We start from the raw sequence: 16,433 nt of genomic DNA on the forward strand, positions 1-16,433 counted from the left end.
CCGGTTCATTCACAGGTTCTGAGCCGGCTCAGTGCAGCTTGACCGGCGGCATGGTGCGCGCGGTAAGCCAGCCGCCCAGCGTGGCCAGCGCGGTGCGCGGCAGGCCGTGCAGCGTCACCATGTGCTGGCGCTGCAGGCCCCAGTAGGCCCAGCGCGCCAGCAGGCCTTCCAGTCGCCAGCCGCGGCCGGACTGGGGGCCCGGCGCGGGGGTGTGCACCTGGCCCACCGCATGGCGGCGGCCCAGTGACACCAGCGAGCCCCGGTCGTCATAGCGGAAGGCAGGCAGCGGTTCGCCGCGCACGAAGCCCGGCAGCGCCTCGGCCAGCAGCTGCGCCTGCTGGTGCGCCGCCTGGGCGCGCGGCGGCACGGTGGACTGGCCGGGCGGCTGCGGGCAGCTGGCGCAGTCCCCGATCGCCAGCACCCGCGGGTCCAGCGTGGTCTGCAGCGTGGGGCCCACCAGCAGCTGGCCGCTGCGCGACAGGGCCAGGCCGTCCAGCTGCTTGAGCAGCTCCGGGCCGCGGATGCCGGCGGCCCACACCGTCAGGTCCGCGGGCACCGCCTCGTCGCCCAGCATCACCTGGGTGTCGGTGACGGCCGTCACCTTCACGCCGGTGCGCACCACCACGCCGCGCCGCAGGAGGTCGGCGCGCGCCTGCTCGGCCACGTCGGCAGGCAGGGCGGACAACAGCCGCTCGCCCGCTTCCAGCAGGTGGATGCGCACCGGCAGCCGCGCGCCGCGGTCACCCTCGCCACCTTCGGCGCGCGACATGTGCGGCAGGAAGCCGGCCATCGCCGCGGTGCTTTCCATCAGCTCGGCGGCCAGCTCCACGCCGGTGGCACCGCCGCCGACGATGGCCACGTTCACCGGCGCGGTGGCGCCGGCGCCACCGTGCTGCAGCTCGTTGCGGGCCCAGGTGGCCAGCAGCCGGCGGTGGAAGCGGCGCGCGTCCTCGGCGGTGTCCAGCGCCACCGCATGCGCACGCACGCCAGGCGTGCCGAAGTCGTTGACCACGCTGCCCACCGCAATCACCACGGTGTCGTAGGCCACCGCGCGGCGTGGCGCCACGGTGTGGCCCTGGTCGTCCACCAGGGGGCCAGCCACAGCCGGCGGGCAGCGCGGTCCATCGACTCCACCCGCCCCAGGTGGAAGCGGAAGCCATGGCGGCGCGCCTGCTGCAGGTAGTCGGTCTCCTGGTCGGGGCCGCCCAGGGTGCCGGCGGCCAGCTCATGCAGCTGCGGCTTCCACACGTGGGTGAGGGCGGCGTCGATCAGCAGCAGCTCCACCGGCCCGCCGGGCGGCAGGCGGCGGCCCAGCCGGGCCGCCAGCTCGAGCCCGCCGGCACCGCCGCCGACGATCACGATGCGGTGGCGTTGCAGGTCGTCGGCGGGCAGGGGCGTGGCGGTAGGGGTGTCCATGGCTCGGATGCGGCAAACAGGGTGCCTCAAGGCACCCGCGCCACTCAGGCCGAGGGCTGGAAGGCGTAGCCGTTGCCGGCGGCCACCATGCGGCCGAAGCCCGGGAACGGATAGTGGAAGCCGCCCATCATCGCGTTGCCGGCGGTGATGCGCTGGAATACCGCGCGACGGGTGGCGCGGGCCTGCTCGGCGTCCATGTCGAAGGTGACGGCCCAGTCGGGGTTGCGGGCGAACAGGGCGGGCACGTTGGTCAGGTCGGCCACGTAGAAGAAGCGCTGGCTGCCCGAGCTGAGCTCGAACAAGGTGTGGCCCGGCGTGTGGCCGTAGGCCGCCACCGAGCGGATGCCGGGCAGGATCTCGGCGTCGGCCTCGAAGCGCTGCAGCCGGTCGGCCGGCATGCCGCCGAAGGTGCGGCGCACGTTGTCGAAGGCGCCCTTCATGCCCGCGGGCGCGGCGGCCATCCTGGCGTCGTCCATCCAGAAGGCGTACTCGGCCGCCGGCACCATCACCTTGGCATTGGCGAACACCAGCTCGCCGGCCTTGTTGCGGATGCCGTTGATGTGGTCGCCGTGGAAGTGGGAGATCAGCACCGTGTCGATGTCGGTCGGCTGGAAGCCGGCCGCGCGCAGCTGCTGCAGCAGCTTGCCGGTGGTGGGGCCGCCGAACTCGCCCAGGCCGGTGTCCACCAGGATGCGGCGGCCGCCGGCCACGATGAGGAAGGGCGTGTACGGCACGTCGATGTAGTCGGTGGGCAGCCCCTGCGAGGCCAGCAGCGCCTTCACCTGGTCCAGCGGCGCGTTCTTCACGAACTCCGCGCCCAGCGGCCGGCGGGTGATGCCGTCCAGCAGCGACAGCACCTCCACCTCGCCCACCTTCATGCGGGCGAAGCCGGTGGCCGGCAGGGCCGGCGTGCCCAGGTCGGGCGCGTTCTGCGCCCAGGCCGGCACGAACGATCCGGCGGCATACATCGCGGGGGTGGCCAGGCCGGCGGCCAGCAGTTGTCGGCGGGTCAGCATCGATCGAACTCCTTGAGAGATGCAGTGGAAGGAAAGGGAAGGGCAGGGCAGCCGGCCGGGGCCGCTGCTATGGTGCGGCGATGAGTCTCGCATCCACACCACGGCCGCCTGCACGGCGGGCCGCGCCCAGCGCTGCGACCCGCGCCAGCCGCAACTCGTTCACTGCCTGGCTGCAAAAAGCCCTGGGCCTGCTGCTCGCCTGGCTGGTGGTGCTGCCCGCGCTGGCGGCCGACGACGGCGCGCTGCGCATCGGCTCCAAGCGCTTCACCGAGGCCTACGTGCTGGCCCAGGTGCTGGCGCAGACGGCCGCGCCGCATGCCCGCACCGAGGTGCTGGCCGGCCTGGGCAACACCGCCATCGTGTACGAGGCGCTGCGCTCCGGCCGCATCGACCTCTACCCCGAATACCTGGGCACCATCGACCAGGAGATCCTGAAGAATCCCGCACCCACCTCGGTGGAGGCGATGAACCGGCAGCTGGCGCCGCTGGGCTTCGGCGTGGCCATCCCGCTGGGCTTCAACGACGGCTATGCGCTGGCGATGCGCGAGGCCGATGCGCAGCGGCTGGGCATCCGGCGGCTGTCGGACCTGGCGGCGCATCCGGCGTTGCGGCTGGGCCTGTCCAACGAGTTCATCGGCCGGCAGGACGGCTGGCCCGGCCTGCAGCAGCGCTACCGGCTGCCGCAGCGGCCCAGCGGCATCGACCACGGCCTGGCCTACGACGCCCTGGCCCGCGGCCAGATCGACGTGATGGACATCTACACCACCGACGCCAAGATCGGCCACCTGGGCCTGCGCGTGCTGGAGGACGACGGCGGCTACTTCCCGCGCTACGACGCGGTGGTGCTGTACCGGCTGGACGTGCCGCAGCGCTTTCCCGCCGCCTGGCAGGCGCTGCAGGGCCTGGCCGGCAGCATCGACGAGCGGGAGATGATCGCGATGAATGCCCGCGCCGAGCTGGACAGCGTGCCCTTCGAGCAGATCGCGCGCGACCACCTGGCCGGCCGCGCCGCCACCGCAGGCCAGGCGCCGCGCGGCCTGGCGGCCAAGCTGTTCGGCCCCGACCTGCCGCGCCTGGCGCTGCAGCACCTGGGGCTGGTGCTGGCCTCGGTGGCGGCGGCCATCGTCATCGGCGTGCCGCTGGCCGTGGCGGTGGCCGCCCGCCCGCTGGCGCGGTCCTGGGTGCTGGGCCTGACCGGCATCTTCCAGACCGTGCCCTCGCTGGCCATGCTGGCGGTGCTGATCTGGGCGCTGGGCCGCATCGGCACCGTGCCGGCGCTGGCCGCGCTCACGCTGTATGCGCTGCTGCCCATCGTGCGCAACACCTGCACCGGCCTGGCCGAGGTGCCGGCCGGCCTCAAGCAGGCCGGCATGGCGCTGGGCCTGGTGCGCGGCGACGTGCGCCGCCACGTGGAGCTGCCGCTGGCGCTGCCCACCATCGTGGCCGGCGTGCGCACCGCCACCGTCATCTGCGTGGGCACGGCCACGCTGGCCGCCTTCATCGGCGCGGGCGGCTTCGGCGAGCGCATCGTCACCGGCCTGGCGCTGAACGACAACCAGATGATGCTCGCCGGTGCGCTGCCCTCGGCCGCGCTGGCGCTGCTGTTCGAGGCGCTGTTCGAGCTGGGCGAGCGGCGCTGGCTGCGCAGGGACCTGCGGTGAATTGACGGGCGGGCGGCCGGCATTTCGGGCGATCAGCCGGGGAACCCGCCGATACGCTGGCCGTTTCGTATTGCCAGCAGTACCCCATGTCCACGAAGTTGCTACGACGCGGTTTGCCGTTCTCACCCGAAGTGGCCGGCCTGGTGGCCCGCATGGAGACGGTGGAGGAACACCGCGAGAACCTGCAGCGCCTGCAGGCCATGTGGGACACGCTGGCCCTGCTGGGGCAGATGAGCGGCACCGTGCCCGACATCGGCAATACCCGACGCGCCTTCGAGACGCTGGGCAACACGCTGCTGGACGCGCTGGCCACCCGCACGCTGGCCCACCTGCGCCACGGGCTGCAGGCGCGGGCCCAGGTGGCCATCGACATCCTGGTGCGCAACCTGTTCGAGCGCACCGCCGACGTCGGCTTCCTGGCCACCGACAGCGTGCTGCGCCACCATGTGCAGCAGTGCGCCGCACGCTCCTTCGACACCGGCCGGCGGCAGGCGCTGGAAGGGCGCTTCCGCGAGTACGTGGCCAAGTATTCGGTCTACGACGACATCGTCGTGTTGTCGCCGCAGGGCGACGTGCTGGCCCGGCTGGACCACCGCCTGGCCAGCACCGGCCCCGGTGAAGCACCCTGGCTGGCCGAGGCCCTGCGCGGCAGCGGCTACGTGGAGCATGCGGGCCTGCTGCCGCTGCTGGGCGGCCGACCGGGGCTGCTGTATGCCCATGCCATCCGCGGCGAGGCCGGCGCGCTGATCGGCGTGCTGTGCCTCTCCTTCCGCTTCGACGACGAGATGCGCCGCATCTTCGGTCAGCTGTGCGCGCCCGCGGAAGCCGGCGCCATCGTGCTGCTGGACGGCCAGGGCACGGTGGTGGCCAGCTCCGACCCCTGGCTGCTGCCGGTGGGCGCGCCGCTGCCCGGCCACCGCCAGCACCGGCTGCGCTTCGCCGGCCGCGACTTCATCGCCGCCTGGGCCGCGCCCAGCGGCTACGAGGGCTATGGCGGCCCCGGCTGGAGCGCGCTGGCGCTGGTGCCCAGCGATCTGGCCTTCGAGGCACCGGCCACCGACACCCACGCGCCCGCCACCGCCACCAGCACCGCGGCGCTGCAGCGGCTGGCCGGCCACATCGACACCCAGGGCCTGTTCGATGCCCAGCTGCAGGCCATCGGCCCGCAGGCGCAGCAGATCGAGCGCGGCCTGGCCCGGCTGCTGTGGAACGGCCGGCTGCGCCAGAGCGGCGAGGCCGGCATGGCCGGCGCCGCCTTCGCCGGCACGCTGCTGGGCGAGGTGGGCCTGACCGGCGAACGCCTGCGCCGCGTGTTCGACGAGGCCATCGGCAACCTGCACCGGGCCACCCTGGCCGCGGTGTTCGACCGCGTGCGCCACCATGCTCGGCTGGCCATCGACATCATGGACCGCAACCTCTACGAGCGTGCCAACGACGTGCGCTGGTGGGCGCTGGACGACACCTTGCGCGCAGGCCCTGGCCGGGCAGGCCGACGCCGCGCAGGCCGAAGCGGTGCTCGGCCACATCAACCGGCTGTACACGGTGTATGCGCTGATCGTGCTGTTCGATCCGCAGGGCCAGGTGGTGGCCGTCTCGCAGCCGGCCGCGGCCGACTGGCGCGGCCGCGTGCTGGCCGAACCCTGGGTGGCCGAGGCCCTGGCCTGCCGCGACAGCCAGGGCCATGCCGTGTCCCGCCATGCGGCCACGGCGCTGTACGGCGGCCGGGCCACCTACGTGTTCGCCACCGCGCTGCGGGATGCGCAGCAGCAGGTGGTGGGCGGCATCGGCATCGTGTTCGACGGCGCGCCGCAGTTCGCGGCCATGCTGGCCGATGCACTGCCGCGCGACCTGCCGGGCCAGGCACTCATCGTCACCCGCGGTGGCCTGGTGGTGGCCAGCACCGACGCATCGGTGGCACCCGGCAGCCCGGCCGTGCTGCCGCCAGGTTGGGCCGCGCTGGCAGCCGGCCAGGCGGGCGCCTGCGTCATCGACATCGACGGCGTGGCCCATGCGGTGGGCTATGCGATGGCCGGCGGCTACCGCGAGTACCCGGTGGCACGCCGGCGTGCGGAGGACGACGTGGGCACGCTGGTGCTCACGCCGCTGGGCCGCCGGCTGGCGGAGCCGGCGCAGCCGGTCGCGGCCTTCGAGCCTTCGCCGCTGGCCCCGGGCGCGCGGCCCGCGGTGCGCGTGGCCGCCTTCCGGCTGGCCGATGCCTGGTTCGGCCTGCCCATCGGCCAGGTGGTGCAGGCGCTGGAAGGCGTGCGCATCACCGCGCTGCCCAATGCCCGGCCGCAGCTGCCGGGCCTGGTGTCGCACGACGACGCGCTGCTGCCGGTGCTGGACCTGGCGGTGCTGCGCGGCATCGAGCGCCCGCGGCCGGAGGACGCGCCGCTGGTGGTGGCGCAGTACACGCTGGCCGGCGGTGCGCCCCAGCGGCTGGCGCTGCGGGTGGATGCGCTGGGCCCGGTGTTCGATGCCGGGGCCGACCAGCTGCAACCCAGCCCCGGGCCCGGCGAGCAGCTGGTGCAGGGCCAGGGCCGCCACATGCTCACGCTGCTGGATGCGCGTGTGCTGTGGGGCGCGACCTCAGATCGTCACGCCGCCGTCGACCACGATGCTCTGGCCGGTCATGTAGCTGCTGGCCGGTGAGGCCAGGAACACCGCGGCGCCGGCGATCTCGTCGGCCTCGCCGATGCGGCGCAGCGGCGTGGTGGACATGCGCTGCTTGAGCATGGCCTCGTCCTCCCACAGCGCGCGGGCGAAGTCGGTGCGGATCAGGCCCGGCGCGATGCAGTTCACCCGCACGTTGTGCGGTCCGTATTCCACCGCCAGGTTGCGCGCCAGCTGGAAGTCCGCCGCCTTGGAGATGTTGTAGGCCCCGATCACCGGCGAGCCGCGCAGCCCGCCGATGCTGGAGACGATGACGATGGAGCCCTGCTGGCGCTCGATCATCGACGGCGCCACGAAGTTGATCAGCCAGTGGTTGGCGATCACGTTGTTCTCGAGGATCTTGCGGAACTGGTCGTCCTCGATCCCGGCCAGCGGGCCGTAGTAGGGATTGCTGGCCGCGTTGCACACCAGCGTGGTGATCGGGCCCAGCTGGCGCACGGTTTCCTCCGCCAGGTGCTGCAGCTCCTGCTTGGAGGAGATGTTGGCCGGGATGGCGATGGCCCGGCCCGCGCCATGGCGCGCATTGATGGCCGCGGCCACCTCGTTGCAGGGCTCGGCCTTGCGGGAGGAGATCACCACCCGCGCGCCTTGCTCGGCCATGCGCTCGGCGATGGCCTTGCCGATGCCGCGCGACGATCCGGTGATGACGGCCACCTGGCCTTCGAGTGAGAACAGAGACATGGGCAGGCCCTCCCAGGGGCGGTTGGTGTCGATGCGGCTACCGTACCAGGGCTTCTGAAGCGCTGCATCCGCAACAACGCTAAGGGGAAATGCCGACGTACTTCTTCTTCGAAAAGCAGGATGCTGCGAGCCAGGCCGGCGCCATGGCCGGCCGTATCATCCGCGCACCCCGCACCTGCCCGCCGCCCCGCACCTGATGAGCTCCCCCTCGCTGTCGCAACGCGCCGCACCGGCCGCCACCGCCGCCCAGACGCTGCGTTTCCAGGAAAAGCGCGAAGCCCTGCTGCAGGCGGCGGTGGCGGTGTTCAACGAACGCGGCGTCAAGGGCGCCACGCTGGCCGACATCGCCGGCCGCGTGGGCCTGGTGACCAACAGCGTCACCTACTACTACCGCAAGAAGGAAGACCTGGCCATCGCCTGCGTGCTGCGCGCGCTGGACCTGCACGACGCCATCGTGGCCGATGCCGCTGCCCAGCCCGACGTGGCCAGCCGGGTGCGCTGCTACATGCGCGGCCATGCGGAGGCGCTGGCCGCGGTGGAACGCGGCGAGCAGCCGGCGGTGATGCAGTTCAACGACCTGCTGGCGCTGCCCAGCCCGCAGGCCGAGGAAGCCTGGCGGCGCTACACCGACATGTATAGACAGGTGCGGGCGCTGCTCAAGGGCCCCGAGACCGCCGGCATCGGCCGCCGCGAGCTGAACGCGCGCGGCCATGCGCTGCTGTCGGCCGCGCTGTGGCTGCGGGTGTGGCTGTGGCAGTACGAGCCGGCGCACTACGGCCGCATGGCCGCGCAGGCGGCCGAGGTGCTGCTGCATGGCGTGATGGCGCCCGGCGCCTGGCCTGCGCCGGCTGCGGCCGCCCCCGCGCCGGAGGAAGGCTGGCGGCTGGTGGACAGCTCCGACGATGCGGCCGATGCCTTCCTGCGCGCGGCCACCGCGCTGGTCAACGAGCAGGGCTACCGCGGTGCCTCGGTGGACAAGATCTCGGCCCGGCTCAACGTCACCAAGGGCTCGTTCTACCACCACCATGACAACAAGGAAGACCTGATCACCGAATGCTTCGAGCGCAGCTTCTCGGTGCTGCGCCGCGCGCTGCAGCAGGCCGAGCAGGCGCCCGGCAGCGGCGGTGTGCGGGCCGCGGCGGCGGGCCGGTCGCTGGTGCGCTTCCAGCTGTCGGCCGAAGGGCCGCTGCTGCGCGCTTCGGCCACCAGCGCGCTGCCCGACCAGGCGCATCGCGACACGGTGCGCACCACGCTGCACCGGCTGACGCAGCGCATGGCGGGTTTGCTGGTGGAAGGCGTGGTGGACGGATCGGTGCGGCCGCTGGACACCCAGATGGCCGCGCAGGTGCTCATCGGCGGCATCAATGCCACCGCCGAGCTGCGCCGCTGGGTGCACGACGCCCGCGAAGCCACGGTGGCCGAGCTGTACGCGCGGCCGCTGTTCCTCGGCCTGCTGGTGCCGGCGTCGCCGGCGGTGCAGCAGGAGGAAGACCGGCCGGAGGATCAGCCGGCGGGCCTGGCCACGTAGAGGTCGCGCAGCTCGCGCTTGAGCACCTTGCCGATGGCGCTGCGCGGCAGCTCGCCAACCAGGCGCAGGTCGCTCAGGCGCTGGGTCTTGCCCACGCGCTCGTTCACCCACTCGCGCAGCGCATCGGCGGCCAGGTCCTGGCCTTCGCGCAGCACCACGTAGGCCACCGGCGTCTCGCCCCACTGCTCGGAAGGCACGCCGATCACCGAGGCCTCGGCCACCGCCGGATGCTCGCGCAGCACCGCTTCCAGGTCGCTGGGGTAGAGGTTGAAGCCGCCGCTGATGATCATGTCCTTCTTGCGGTCCACCAGCGTGAGGAAGCCGTCCTCGTCGAAGCGGCCGACGTCGCCGGTGCGGATGAAGCGCTTGCCGGTCTCGTCGAACCACTCCACCGCGCGGGTCTGCTCGGGGCGGTTGTGGTAGCCGGTCATCATGCCGGGCGAGTGGCCCACCACCTCGCCGGCCTCACCCACCGGCAGCGTGCGGCCGGCCTCGTCGATCACGCGGATGTCGTGGCCTTCCGACGGCCGGCCCACGGTGTGCAGCTTGGTGGGGTGGGCATGCGCCTCCAGGATGCAGGTGCCGCCGCCTTCGGTCATGCCGTAGAACTCCACCAGGCCGCCGGGCCAGCGCTTCAGCACATCGGCCTTGAGCGCCGCGTTGAAGGGCGCGCTGGTGCTGAACTTCACCCGCGTGGCCGACAGGTTGTGGCGGTCGAAGTCGGGCCGCGCCATCAGCCGCTGGTACTGCACCGGCACCAGCATCGTGTGCGTCATGCGTTCGGTCTCGGCGATCTGCAGGTAGCGCGCCGCATCGAATTTCGGCATCAGGACCACCGTGCCGCCCCAGGCCAGCGACGGGAAGAACACCACCAGCGTGGTGTTGGAGTACAGCGGCGTGGACAGCAGCGCCACCGTGTCTTCACCATAGCCGTAGTTCCGGCCGCGCTTCACATGCGACCAGCGCATGCCGTGGCCCTGCACGATGCCCTTGGGCTCGCCGGTGGTGCCCGACGAATAGATGATGTTGAAGGGCCAGGCCGGCTCGGGTGACACCGGCTGCGGCCGGGCACCTTCGGGCGCCAGCCAGGACTGCAGGGCTTGCCCTGCCTCGCTGCCATCGAGCGCGATGCGCGGCACGCCGCCGTCGGCCAGCGGGCCCGTGGTGGCCGCGACGCTGGCGTCGACGAACAGCCGCTTCGCGCCTGCGTCCCGCAGCATGTTGGCGAAGGCCGCCGGCAGCACGCCCGGGGCCAGCGGCGCCACCACCACGCCGGCGCGCAGCGCGCCGAGGAACACCGCGGCATACAGGGTGGACGAGGCGGCGCAGATGCCGATGGCATCGCCCGGCCGCAGGCCGTCGCGCTGCAGGCTGGCGGCCACGCGGTCCATCAGCGCATCCAGCTCGCCATAGCCCAGCGTGTGCTGCGGGTCCACCAGCGCGCGGCGCTGCGGCGCGGCTTGCGCATGGCGGCGGATCTGCTCGGTGATGAGGTCGAAGTCGGCTTCGAAAGGAGAGGTGGCGGCGGTCATCGGCGGCTCCGTCGGGTTCATCAGTAGCCGGCGCTGCGGTCCACCAGCCACTGCGGCGGCTGGCCGGCACGCAGGCGGCGCAGGGTGTCCACGCATTGCGCGGCCACGGTGTCGAACGAGGCCTGCGCCGCGATGTGCGGCGTGGCCAGCACCTTCGGATGGGTCCAGGTCCAGTCGTCGGGGCGCGGCGGTTCGCGGTCGAACACGTCCATCACCGCGCCGGCCAGGTGGCCTTCGTCCAGCAATGCCTTCAGGTCGGGCTCCACCATCTGCTCGCCGCGGCCCACGTTCACCACGATGGCGCCGCGCGGCAGCAGCGACAGCCGCTCACGGTTCAGCAGCCCGCGGGTCCCGGCGGTGAGCGGCAGCGCGCACACCAGGATGTCGCTCCGCCCCAGCAGCTGCGGCAGTGCTGCATCACCCGCAAAGCACTGGATGCCCGGCAGCTCGCGCGGGCGGCGCGACCAGCCGGCCACCGGATAGGCCAGCGGCGCGAAGGCGCGGGCAATGGCCTGGCCCACCGCCCCCAGGCCCAGCAGGCCGACGCGGCATTGCTGCACCGGCCGCACCGGGTGGCGCTCCCATATGCCGCGCGCCTGCTGGTCGGCATAACGCCGCAGGTCGCGGGTGAAGGTGAGGGCGCCGGCCAGCACGTACTGCGCGATTTGCACGCCCTGCATCGGGTCCACCACGCGGGTGACCGGCAGCGTGGGCGGCAGGTCCGGCACGCCCACCAGCTTGTCCACGCCGGCGGCCAATGAACACAGCGCGCGCAGGTTGGGCAACCGCGGCAGCACGCCGGGCTGCAGCCGCCAGGCCATCACGATCTCCACGTCTTCGGGCGGGGCCTCGTCCAGGCTGGTCCACACCGGCACGTCGGGCGCCGCGGCACGCAGCGCATCGGCAAAAGGGGCCGCGGGCAGCGGCGAAGACAACAGCAGGATGCCCATGAAACTCCCATTCCCAAAATTCTAAACAGCGGCCGACTCAGGGCTGTACCCGAGTCGGCCTGCCACCTCGGCGACAGCAGCGTATCAGGGCTCTCCCGGGGGTCAGCCCCGTGCGGGTCGGTGTTTGCCCGAGTTATTGCATATGGCGAAACGCATACCGTGCTTTCGGTTGACGGTTGCGGAAGCGGCTTGCCACCATCGTGGCCCTGGCCTTCAACGCAAAGCAGTCCGCCCGTGGATCTCTTCCTTCAGCAAGTGCTCAACGGCCTCACGCTCGGTGGCATCTACAGCCTCGTGGCGCTCGGCCTCACGCTGGTGTACGGCATCCTGCACGTGCCCAATTTCGCGCACGGCGCGTTCTACATGGCGGGGGCGTTCATCAGCTTCCACCTGATGTCCAAGTACGGCGCCAACTACTGGATCGCGATGGCCGGCTCGGCGGTGGCCGTGGCGGCGCTGGCCACGGTGGCCGAGCGCCTGGTGTTCCATCCGCTGCGCCATGCCTCGGGCCTGCATCCGATGATCGCGGCCATCGGCATGCTGCTGTTCCTGGAGGCCGGTGCGCAGGCCATCTGGGGCGCGGACTTCCATCGCATGCAGACGCCCTACACCGGCATCATCGATTTCGCCGGCGTCACCGCGCCTGTGCAGCGGCTGCTCATCATCGCCTCGGCCTTTGCGCTGATGGTGCTGCTGCAGCTCTTCCTGCGCCGCACCGTCACCGGCTCCACCATCGTGGCGATGGCGCAGAACCGCGACGGCGCCTCGCTGGTGGGCATCGATGCCAACCGCGTGGCGATGATGACCTTCGCTATCAGCGGCGTGCTGGCGGCGGTGGCCGCCACGCTGTATGCGCCGATCAACCTGGTGTACCCGGCGATGGGCCACCTGGTGATCACCAAGGCCTTCGTCATCATCATCCTGGGCGGCATGGGCAGCGTGCCGGGCGCCATCCTCGGCGGGCTGATCATCGGCTTCGCCGAGAGCTTCGGGGCCTTCTACATCTCGACGGACTACAAGGACATCATCGCGTTCGCGCTGCTGGTGCTGATCCTGTCGTTCCGTCCCCAGGGCCTCTTTGCGAAGGGAGCCCATTGATGAACAAGGCAACGTTGGGCTGGCTCGCCCTCTTCCTGCTGGGCCTGGCCTTCCCGCTGATGGCGGGCAACGACTACCACCTCACGGTGATGTCCACGGCCTACATCTACGCCATCGCCACCATCGGCCTGAACCTCATCACCGGCTACACCGGCCAGTTCAACCTGGCGCACAGCGGCTTCATGGCCGTGGGTGCGTACACGGTGGGCATCCTCACCGTGGACCACCAGGTGCCGTTCTGGATCGCCTTCGCGCTGTCGGGCTTCGTCACCGCGGCGCTGGGCGTGGCGGTGGGCGCGGTGTCGCTGCGGCTGAAGGGCCACTACTTCTCGATCTTCACGCTGTGCGTGGGCTACATCATGTTCCTGGTGATCGAGAAGTGGGAGAGCCTGACCCACGGCACCGTGGGCATCATCGGCATCCCCGGCCCGTCGCCCATCGGCCCGCTGGTGTTTGACACGCCGCGCACGCTGTACTACCTGGTGTTCTTCTTCCTGGTGCTGGGCATCTGGGTGATGCGGCGCATCGTCAATTCGCTGCTGGGCCGCAGCTTCATGGCCATCCGCAACAGCGACGAGCTGGCCGAGGCGCTGGGCATCCGGCTGATGCGCACCAAGCTGCTGGCCTTCGTGCTGTCGGTGTTCTATGCCGGCGTGGCCGGTGGCCTGTATGCGGGCTTCGTGCGCTTCCTGGGCCCCGGCGTGGCCGCGGTGGAACACACCTTCGACATGACGATGTACATGCTGGTGGGCGGCCTTGGCACGCTGCTGGGGCCGCTGCTCGGCAGCATCTCGGTGCCGTGGATCACGCAGTACCTGCAGTTCCTGCAGGAGTACCGCTTCCTGGTGTTCGGGCCCATCCTGATCCTGCTGGTGATCTTCGTGCCGCACGGCATCGTGGGCAGCTGGCTGGGCTGGCGGGCACGCAAGGCATCGCAGGCAGCGGAGCCGGCCGCCGCCGCCGCGCGCAAGGCGGAAGGCCTGCGCGCCGTTCCCAACGTCAGCGCCGGAGGCCAGCGCCATGCCTGAGCAACGCACCATGCCTCACACCCCGGCCGCCGCCAGCGGTTGCCTCGAGATCCGCAACCTCACCAAGCGCTTCGGCGGCCTGGTGGCCGTGAACGACGTGAGCACGACGGTGGAGCGCGGCAAGATCAACGCCATCATCGGCCCCAACGGCGCCGGCAAGACGACCTTCTTCAACCTCATCAGCGGCGTGCACAAGCCGACCAGCGGGCAAATCCTGTTCGATGGCACCGACGTCACGCAGATGCGCACCGACCAGGTGGCGCAGCTGGGTGTCTCCCGCACCTTCCAGACCACCGCGCTGTTCGACATGGCCACGGTGCTGGACAACCTGATCGTGGGCCACCGGCTGCGCACCCGCGCCAACCTGTGGGACGTGATCGTGGGCAGCCAACGGTTGAAGCAGGAGGAGAGGCTGTGCCGCGAGAAGGCGCGTGACGCGCTGGATTTCGTGGGCCTGTCGCACATCGGCCACCGCATGGCCGGCGACATCACGCAGGAAGAACGCAAGCGCGTGGCCTTCGCGCTGGCGCTGGCCACCGACCCCAAGCTGGTGCTGCTGGACGAGCCCGCTGGCGGCGTGAACCCCGACGAGACGCTGGGCCTGGCCGAGCTGATCCGCAAGTTCGTGCGGCATGGCATCACCGTGTGCCTGATCGAACACAAGATGAACATGATCATGAGCCTGGCCGACAAGATCATGGTGCTGAACTACGGCGAGAAGATCGCCGAGGGCACCCCGGCCGAGATCCGCAACAACACCGCGGTGATCGACGCCTACCTGGGCGCGGAGCATGCCGATGTCTGAGGCCATCTACACCGCAGGCGCCGGCCTGGTCATCGAGAACCTGACGCTGGACTACGGCAGCTTCCGCGCGCTGGACGGCGTGAGCCTGCAGGCCAAGCCGGGCGAGCTGGTGGTGCTGCTGGGCGCCAACGGCGCGGGCAAGAGCAGCATCTTCCTCACCACCAGCGGCATCCACAAGGCCCGCGGCGGCAGCATCCGCTTCGGCAACCAGGAGCTGGTGGGCCGCAAGCCCTCGCAAATCGTGGCGGGCGGGCTGGTGCTGTGCCCCGAGGGCCGCAAGCTGTTTCCGCAGATGAGCGTGCTGCAGAACCTGAACCTGGGCGCCTACGTGCACCGCGGCGACAAGGCGGGCAACCAGAAGATGCTGGACGAGGTGATGGCGCTGTTCCCCATCCTGAAGGAGAAGCAGCACCATTCGGCCGGCTCCCTCAGCGGCGGGCAGCAGCAGATGGTGGCCATCGGCCGCGCGCTGATGGGCCGGCCGCAGGCGCTGCTGCTGGACGAGCCTTCGCTGGGTTTGGCGCCGCTGGTGGTCAAGCAGGTGTTCGAGGTGATCCAGCGCATCAACCGCAGCGGCACCACCGTGATCCTGGCCGAGCAGAACGCCTATGCCGCGCTGAAGATCGCCGACCGCGCCTATGTCATCGAGAACGGCCGCATCGTGATGGAAGGCGACCGCGACACGCTTTTGAAGAACGACGAAGTGCGCCGCGCCTACATCGGCGCGTAGATGAAGCCCCCAAGCTCGCTGCGCTCGCTACCCCCCAAGGGGGCCGTTCGCCGACGGACCGGCGGAGCCGGATCCGTGGCTCGTGCTTGGTCCTTTGGCCGTGCGGGGCGGGCGCTGTTTTTCCTGTTCTGATTTTTGGAGACAAGCATGCACAAGACCTCGACCTTCCGCTTCCTTGCCGTGGCCGCTGCGGCGCTGGCGGCCACCTCCGCCTTGGCGCAGGAGGTGGTGAAGATTGGCTTTTCGGGCCCGCTGAGCGGCGGCGCGGCGCTGTACGGCAAGAACGTGCTGGACGGCATGCAGATGGCCGCGGCCGAGATCAATGCCGCGGGGCTGGAGGTGGGCGGCAAGAAGGTGAAGCTGGAGATCGTCGCGCTGGACGACAAGTACAACCCCAGCGAGACCGCCATCAATGCCCAGCGCCTGGTGCAGGAAAGCAAGACACCCGCGATCCTGGTGCCGCATTCGGGCGGCATCTTCGCGCTGCAGACGCAGAACGAGGCGCAAAAGTACATGGTGCTGGCCTACAGCAGCGTGCCGCAGATCACCGCGCGCAACAACAAGCTCACCATCCGCATTCCGCCGGAATACACCGCCTATGTGCAGCCCTTCGTGAAGCACACCATGGGCAAGTACGGCAAGAACCTGGCCATCGCCAATGCCGACCACGACTACGCCAAAGGCCTGGACGGCGGCCTTCAAGCCGGCCTGGGAAGCCGCGGGCGGCAAGATCGTGGCCGAGAACCCGATGAGCTACAACCGCGCGGCCGACTTCTACAGCGGCGTGAGCCGCGTGCTGGCGGCCAAGCCCGACGTGATGTTCATCGGCGGCGCCAGCGAGCCCACCGGGCTGGTGGTCAAGCAGGCCCGCGAGCTGGGCTTCAAGGGCGGCTTCGCCATCATCGACCAGGCCAAGATGGACGAGATCTCGGCCGTGACCGGCGGCTACGGCATGCTGGAAGGCGCCATCGGCGTGCTGCCGCTGGCCGAGGATTCCAGCCCCGACGCCAAGAGCTTCGTCGAGCGCTTCCGCAAGACCTACCCCGGCCGCACGCCCAGCTCCGAGGTCTCGTACAACTACACCATCGTGCACGCCACCGCCATCGCGATGAAGCTGGCCGGCACCACCACCGACGCCACCGCCATCCGCGCGCAGATGGACAAGGCGGTCAAGGCCTTGCCCGCGCTGAACAACCCCAGCACGCTCGACGGCGTGGACGACAAGGGCGGCACCGTGAACGACACGCGCGTGGGCGTGGTGGAGAACGGCAAGATCAAGGAAGTGAAGCTCAGCACGCTCAACGCGGCGAAGTGA

Annotated in this window: 14 protein-coding genes and 1 pseudogene; 8 read left to right on the forward strand and 7 right to left on the reverse strand. The window is 71.0% G+C overall.

Annotated elements, in window-relative coordinates; all coding sequences use genetic code 11:
* Nucleotides 1-28: 28 nt before the first annotated feature.
* From LRS14_RS27015 to LRS14_RS27025, 3 genes are read right to left on the reverse strand one after another with little or no spacing between them, the layout of a single operon-like run.
* On the reverse strand, nt 29-1,102 hold the full coding sequence (locus LRS14_RS27015) for an FAD-dependent oxidoreductase (RefSeq protein ID WP_257801788.1): 1,074 nt from the start codon (nt 1,100-1,102) through the stop codon (nt 29-31).
* Nucleotides 1,027-1,416 (reverse strand): FAD-dependent oxidoreductase, encoded by a 390-nt coding sequence (locus LRS14_RS27020; protein ID WP_257801789.1) that lies wholly within the window; start codon nt 1,414-1,416, stop codon nt 1,027-1,029. The genes LRS14_RS27015 and LRS14_RS27020 overlap by 76 nt, the downstream gene beginning before the upstream one ends.
* 44 nt (nt 1,417-1,460) lie before the next feature.
* Entirely contained in the window at nt 1,461-2,432 is a 972-nt protein-coding gene (locus tag LRS14_RS27025) for an MBL fold metallo-hydrolase (RefSeq protein WP_046116245.1), read from the reverse strand.
* Between the two features lie 80 nt (nt 2,433-2,512).
* Between LRS14_RS27025 and LRS14_RS27030 the strand changes: the two genes are divergently transcribed.
* A complete protein-coding gene (locus LRS14_RS27030; protein ID WP_257801790.1) occupies nt 2,513-4,093 on the forward strand; it encodes a glycine betaine ABC transporter substrate-binding protein in 1,581 nt (526 codons plus the stop codon).
* Nucleotides 4,094-4,215: 122 nt separating this feature from the next.
* Here the strand turns inward: LRS14_RS27030 and LRS14_RS27035 are convergent, their stop codons facing one another.
* Nucleotides 4,216-5,433, reverse strand: a complete 1,218-nt coding sequence (locus LRS14_RS27035) for a hypothetical protein (protein ID WP_257801791.1) — start codon at nt 5,431-5,433, stop codon at nt 4,216-4,218.
* Nucleotides 5,434-5,518: 85 nt separating this feature from the next.
* Here LRS14_RS27035 and LRS14_RS30485 point away from each other — a divergent pair, with 85 nt between their 5' ends.
* A complete protein-coding gene (locus tag LRS14_RS30485) occupies nt 5,519-6,745 on the forward strand; it encodes a chemotaxis protein CheW (protein ID WP_257801792.1) in 1,227 nt (408 codons plus the stop codon).
* Here the strand turns inward: LRS14_RS30485 and LRS14_RS27045 are convergent.
* Complete coding sequence (locus LRS14_RS27045) at nt 6,683-7,447, reverse strand: SDR family NAD(P)-dependent oxidoreductase (RefSeq protein ID WP_046116244.1); 765 nt, start codon at nt 7,445-7,447, stop codon at nt 6,683-6,685. The two genes, LRS14_RS30485 and LRS14_RS27045, sit on opposite strands and share 63 nt — an antisense overlap.
* A gap of 196 nt (nt 7,448-7,643) precedes the next feature.
* On the opposite strand from LRS14_RS27045, the gene LRS14_RS27050 reads away from it, so the two are divergent.
* The gene (locus tag LRS14_RS27050) at nt 7,644-8,975 is read left to right on the forward strand and encodes a TetR/AcrR family transcriptional regulator (RefSeq protein WP_046116243.1); all 1,332 of its coding nucleotides are present in this window, start codon (nt 7,644-7,646) and stop codon (nt 8,973-8,975) included.
* On the opposite strand, the gene LRS14_RS27055 is transcribed toward LRS14_RS27050, so the two are convergent.
* Nucleotides 8,951-10,507: a class I adenylate-forming enzyme family protein gene (locus LRS14_RS27055; protein ID WP_257801793.1), complete on the reverse strand. Its 1,557-nt coding sequence runs from the start codon at nt 10,505-10,507 to the stop codon at nt 8,951-8,953. The two genes, LRS14_RS27050 and LRS14_RS27055, sit on opposite strands and share 25 nt — an antisense overlap.
* Nucleotides 10,508-10,527: 20 nt before the next feature.
* The gene (locus LRS14_RS27060) at nt 10,528-11,457 is read right to left on the reverse strand and encodes a glyoxylate/hydroxypyruvate reductase A (RefSeq protein WP_257801794.1); all 930 of its coding nucleotides are present in this window, start codon (nt 11,455-11,457) and stop codon (nt 10,528-10,530) included.
* 234 nt (nt 11,458-11,691) lie between these two features.
* Here LRS14_RS27060 and LRS14_RS27065 point away from each other — a divergent pair, with 234 nt between their 5' ends.
* From LRS14_RS27065 to LRS14_RS27085, 5 genes and pseudogenes are all read left to right on the forward strand, one after another.
* Complete coding sequence (locus LRS14_RS27065) at nt 11,692-12,555, forward strand: branched-chain amino acid ABC transporter permease (RefSeq protein WP_046116240.1); 864 nt, start codon at nt 11,692-11,694, stop codon at nt 12,553-12,555.
* A complete protein-coding gene (locus LRS14_RS27070) occupies nt 12,555-13,583 on the forward strand; it encodes a branched-chain amino acid ABC transporter permease (RefSeq protein WP_046116239.1) in 1,029 nt (342 codons plus the stop codon). The genes LRS14_RS27065 and LRS14_RS27070 overlap by 1 nt, the downstream gene beginning before the upstream one ends.
* A 10-nt stretch (nt 13,584-13,593) precedes the next feature.
* The gene (locus LRS14_RS27075) at nt 13,594-14,388 is read left to right on the forward strand and encodes an ABC transporter ATP-binding protein (protein ID WP_257801795.1); all 795 of its coding nucleotides are present in this window, start codon (nt 13,594-13,596) and stop codon (nt 14,386-14,388) included.
* Nucleotides 14,381-15,118, forward strand: a complete 738-nt coding sequence (locus LRS14_RS27080) for an ABC transporter ATP-binding protein (RefSeq protein WP_046116237.1) — start codon at nt 14,381-14,383, stop codon at nt 15,116-15,118. The genes LRS14_RS27075 and LRS14_RS27080 overlap by 8 nt, the downstream gene beginning before the upstream one ends.
* A gap of 147 nt (nt 15,119-15,265) precedes the next feature.
* Nucleotides 15,266-16,433 (forward strand): annotated as a pseudogene (locus tag LRS14_RS27085) (ABC transporter substrate-binding protein).

The sequence above is a fragment of the Aquincola sp. J276 genome (genome assembly GCF_024700035.1).
Classification (GTDB): domain Bacteria; phylum Pseudomonadota; class Gammaproteobacteria; order Burkholderiales; family Burkholderiaceae_C; genus Aquincola; species Aquincola tertiaricarbonis.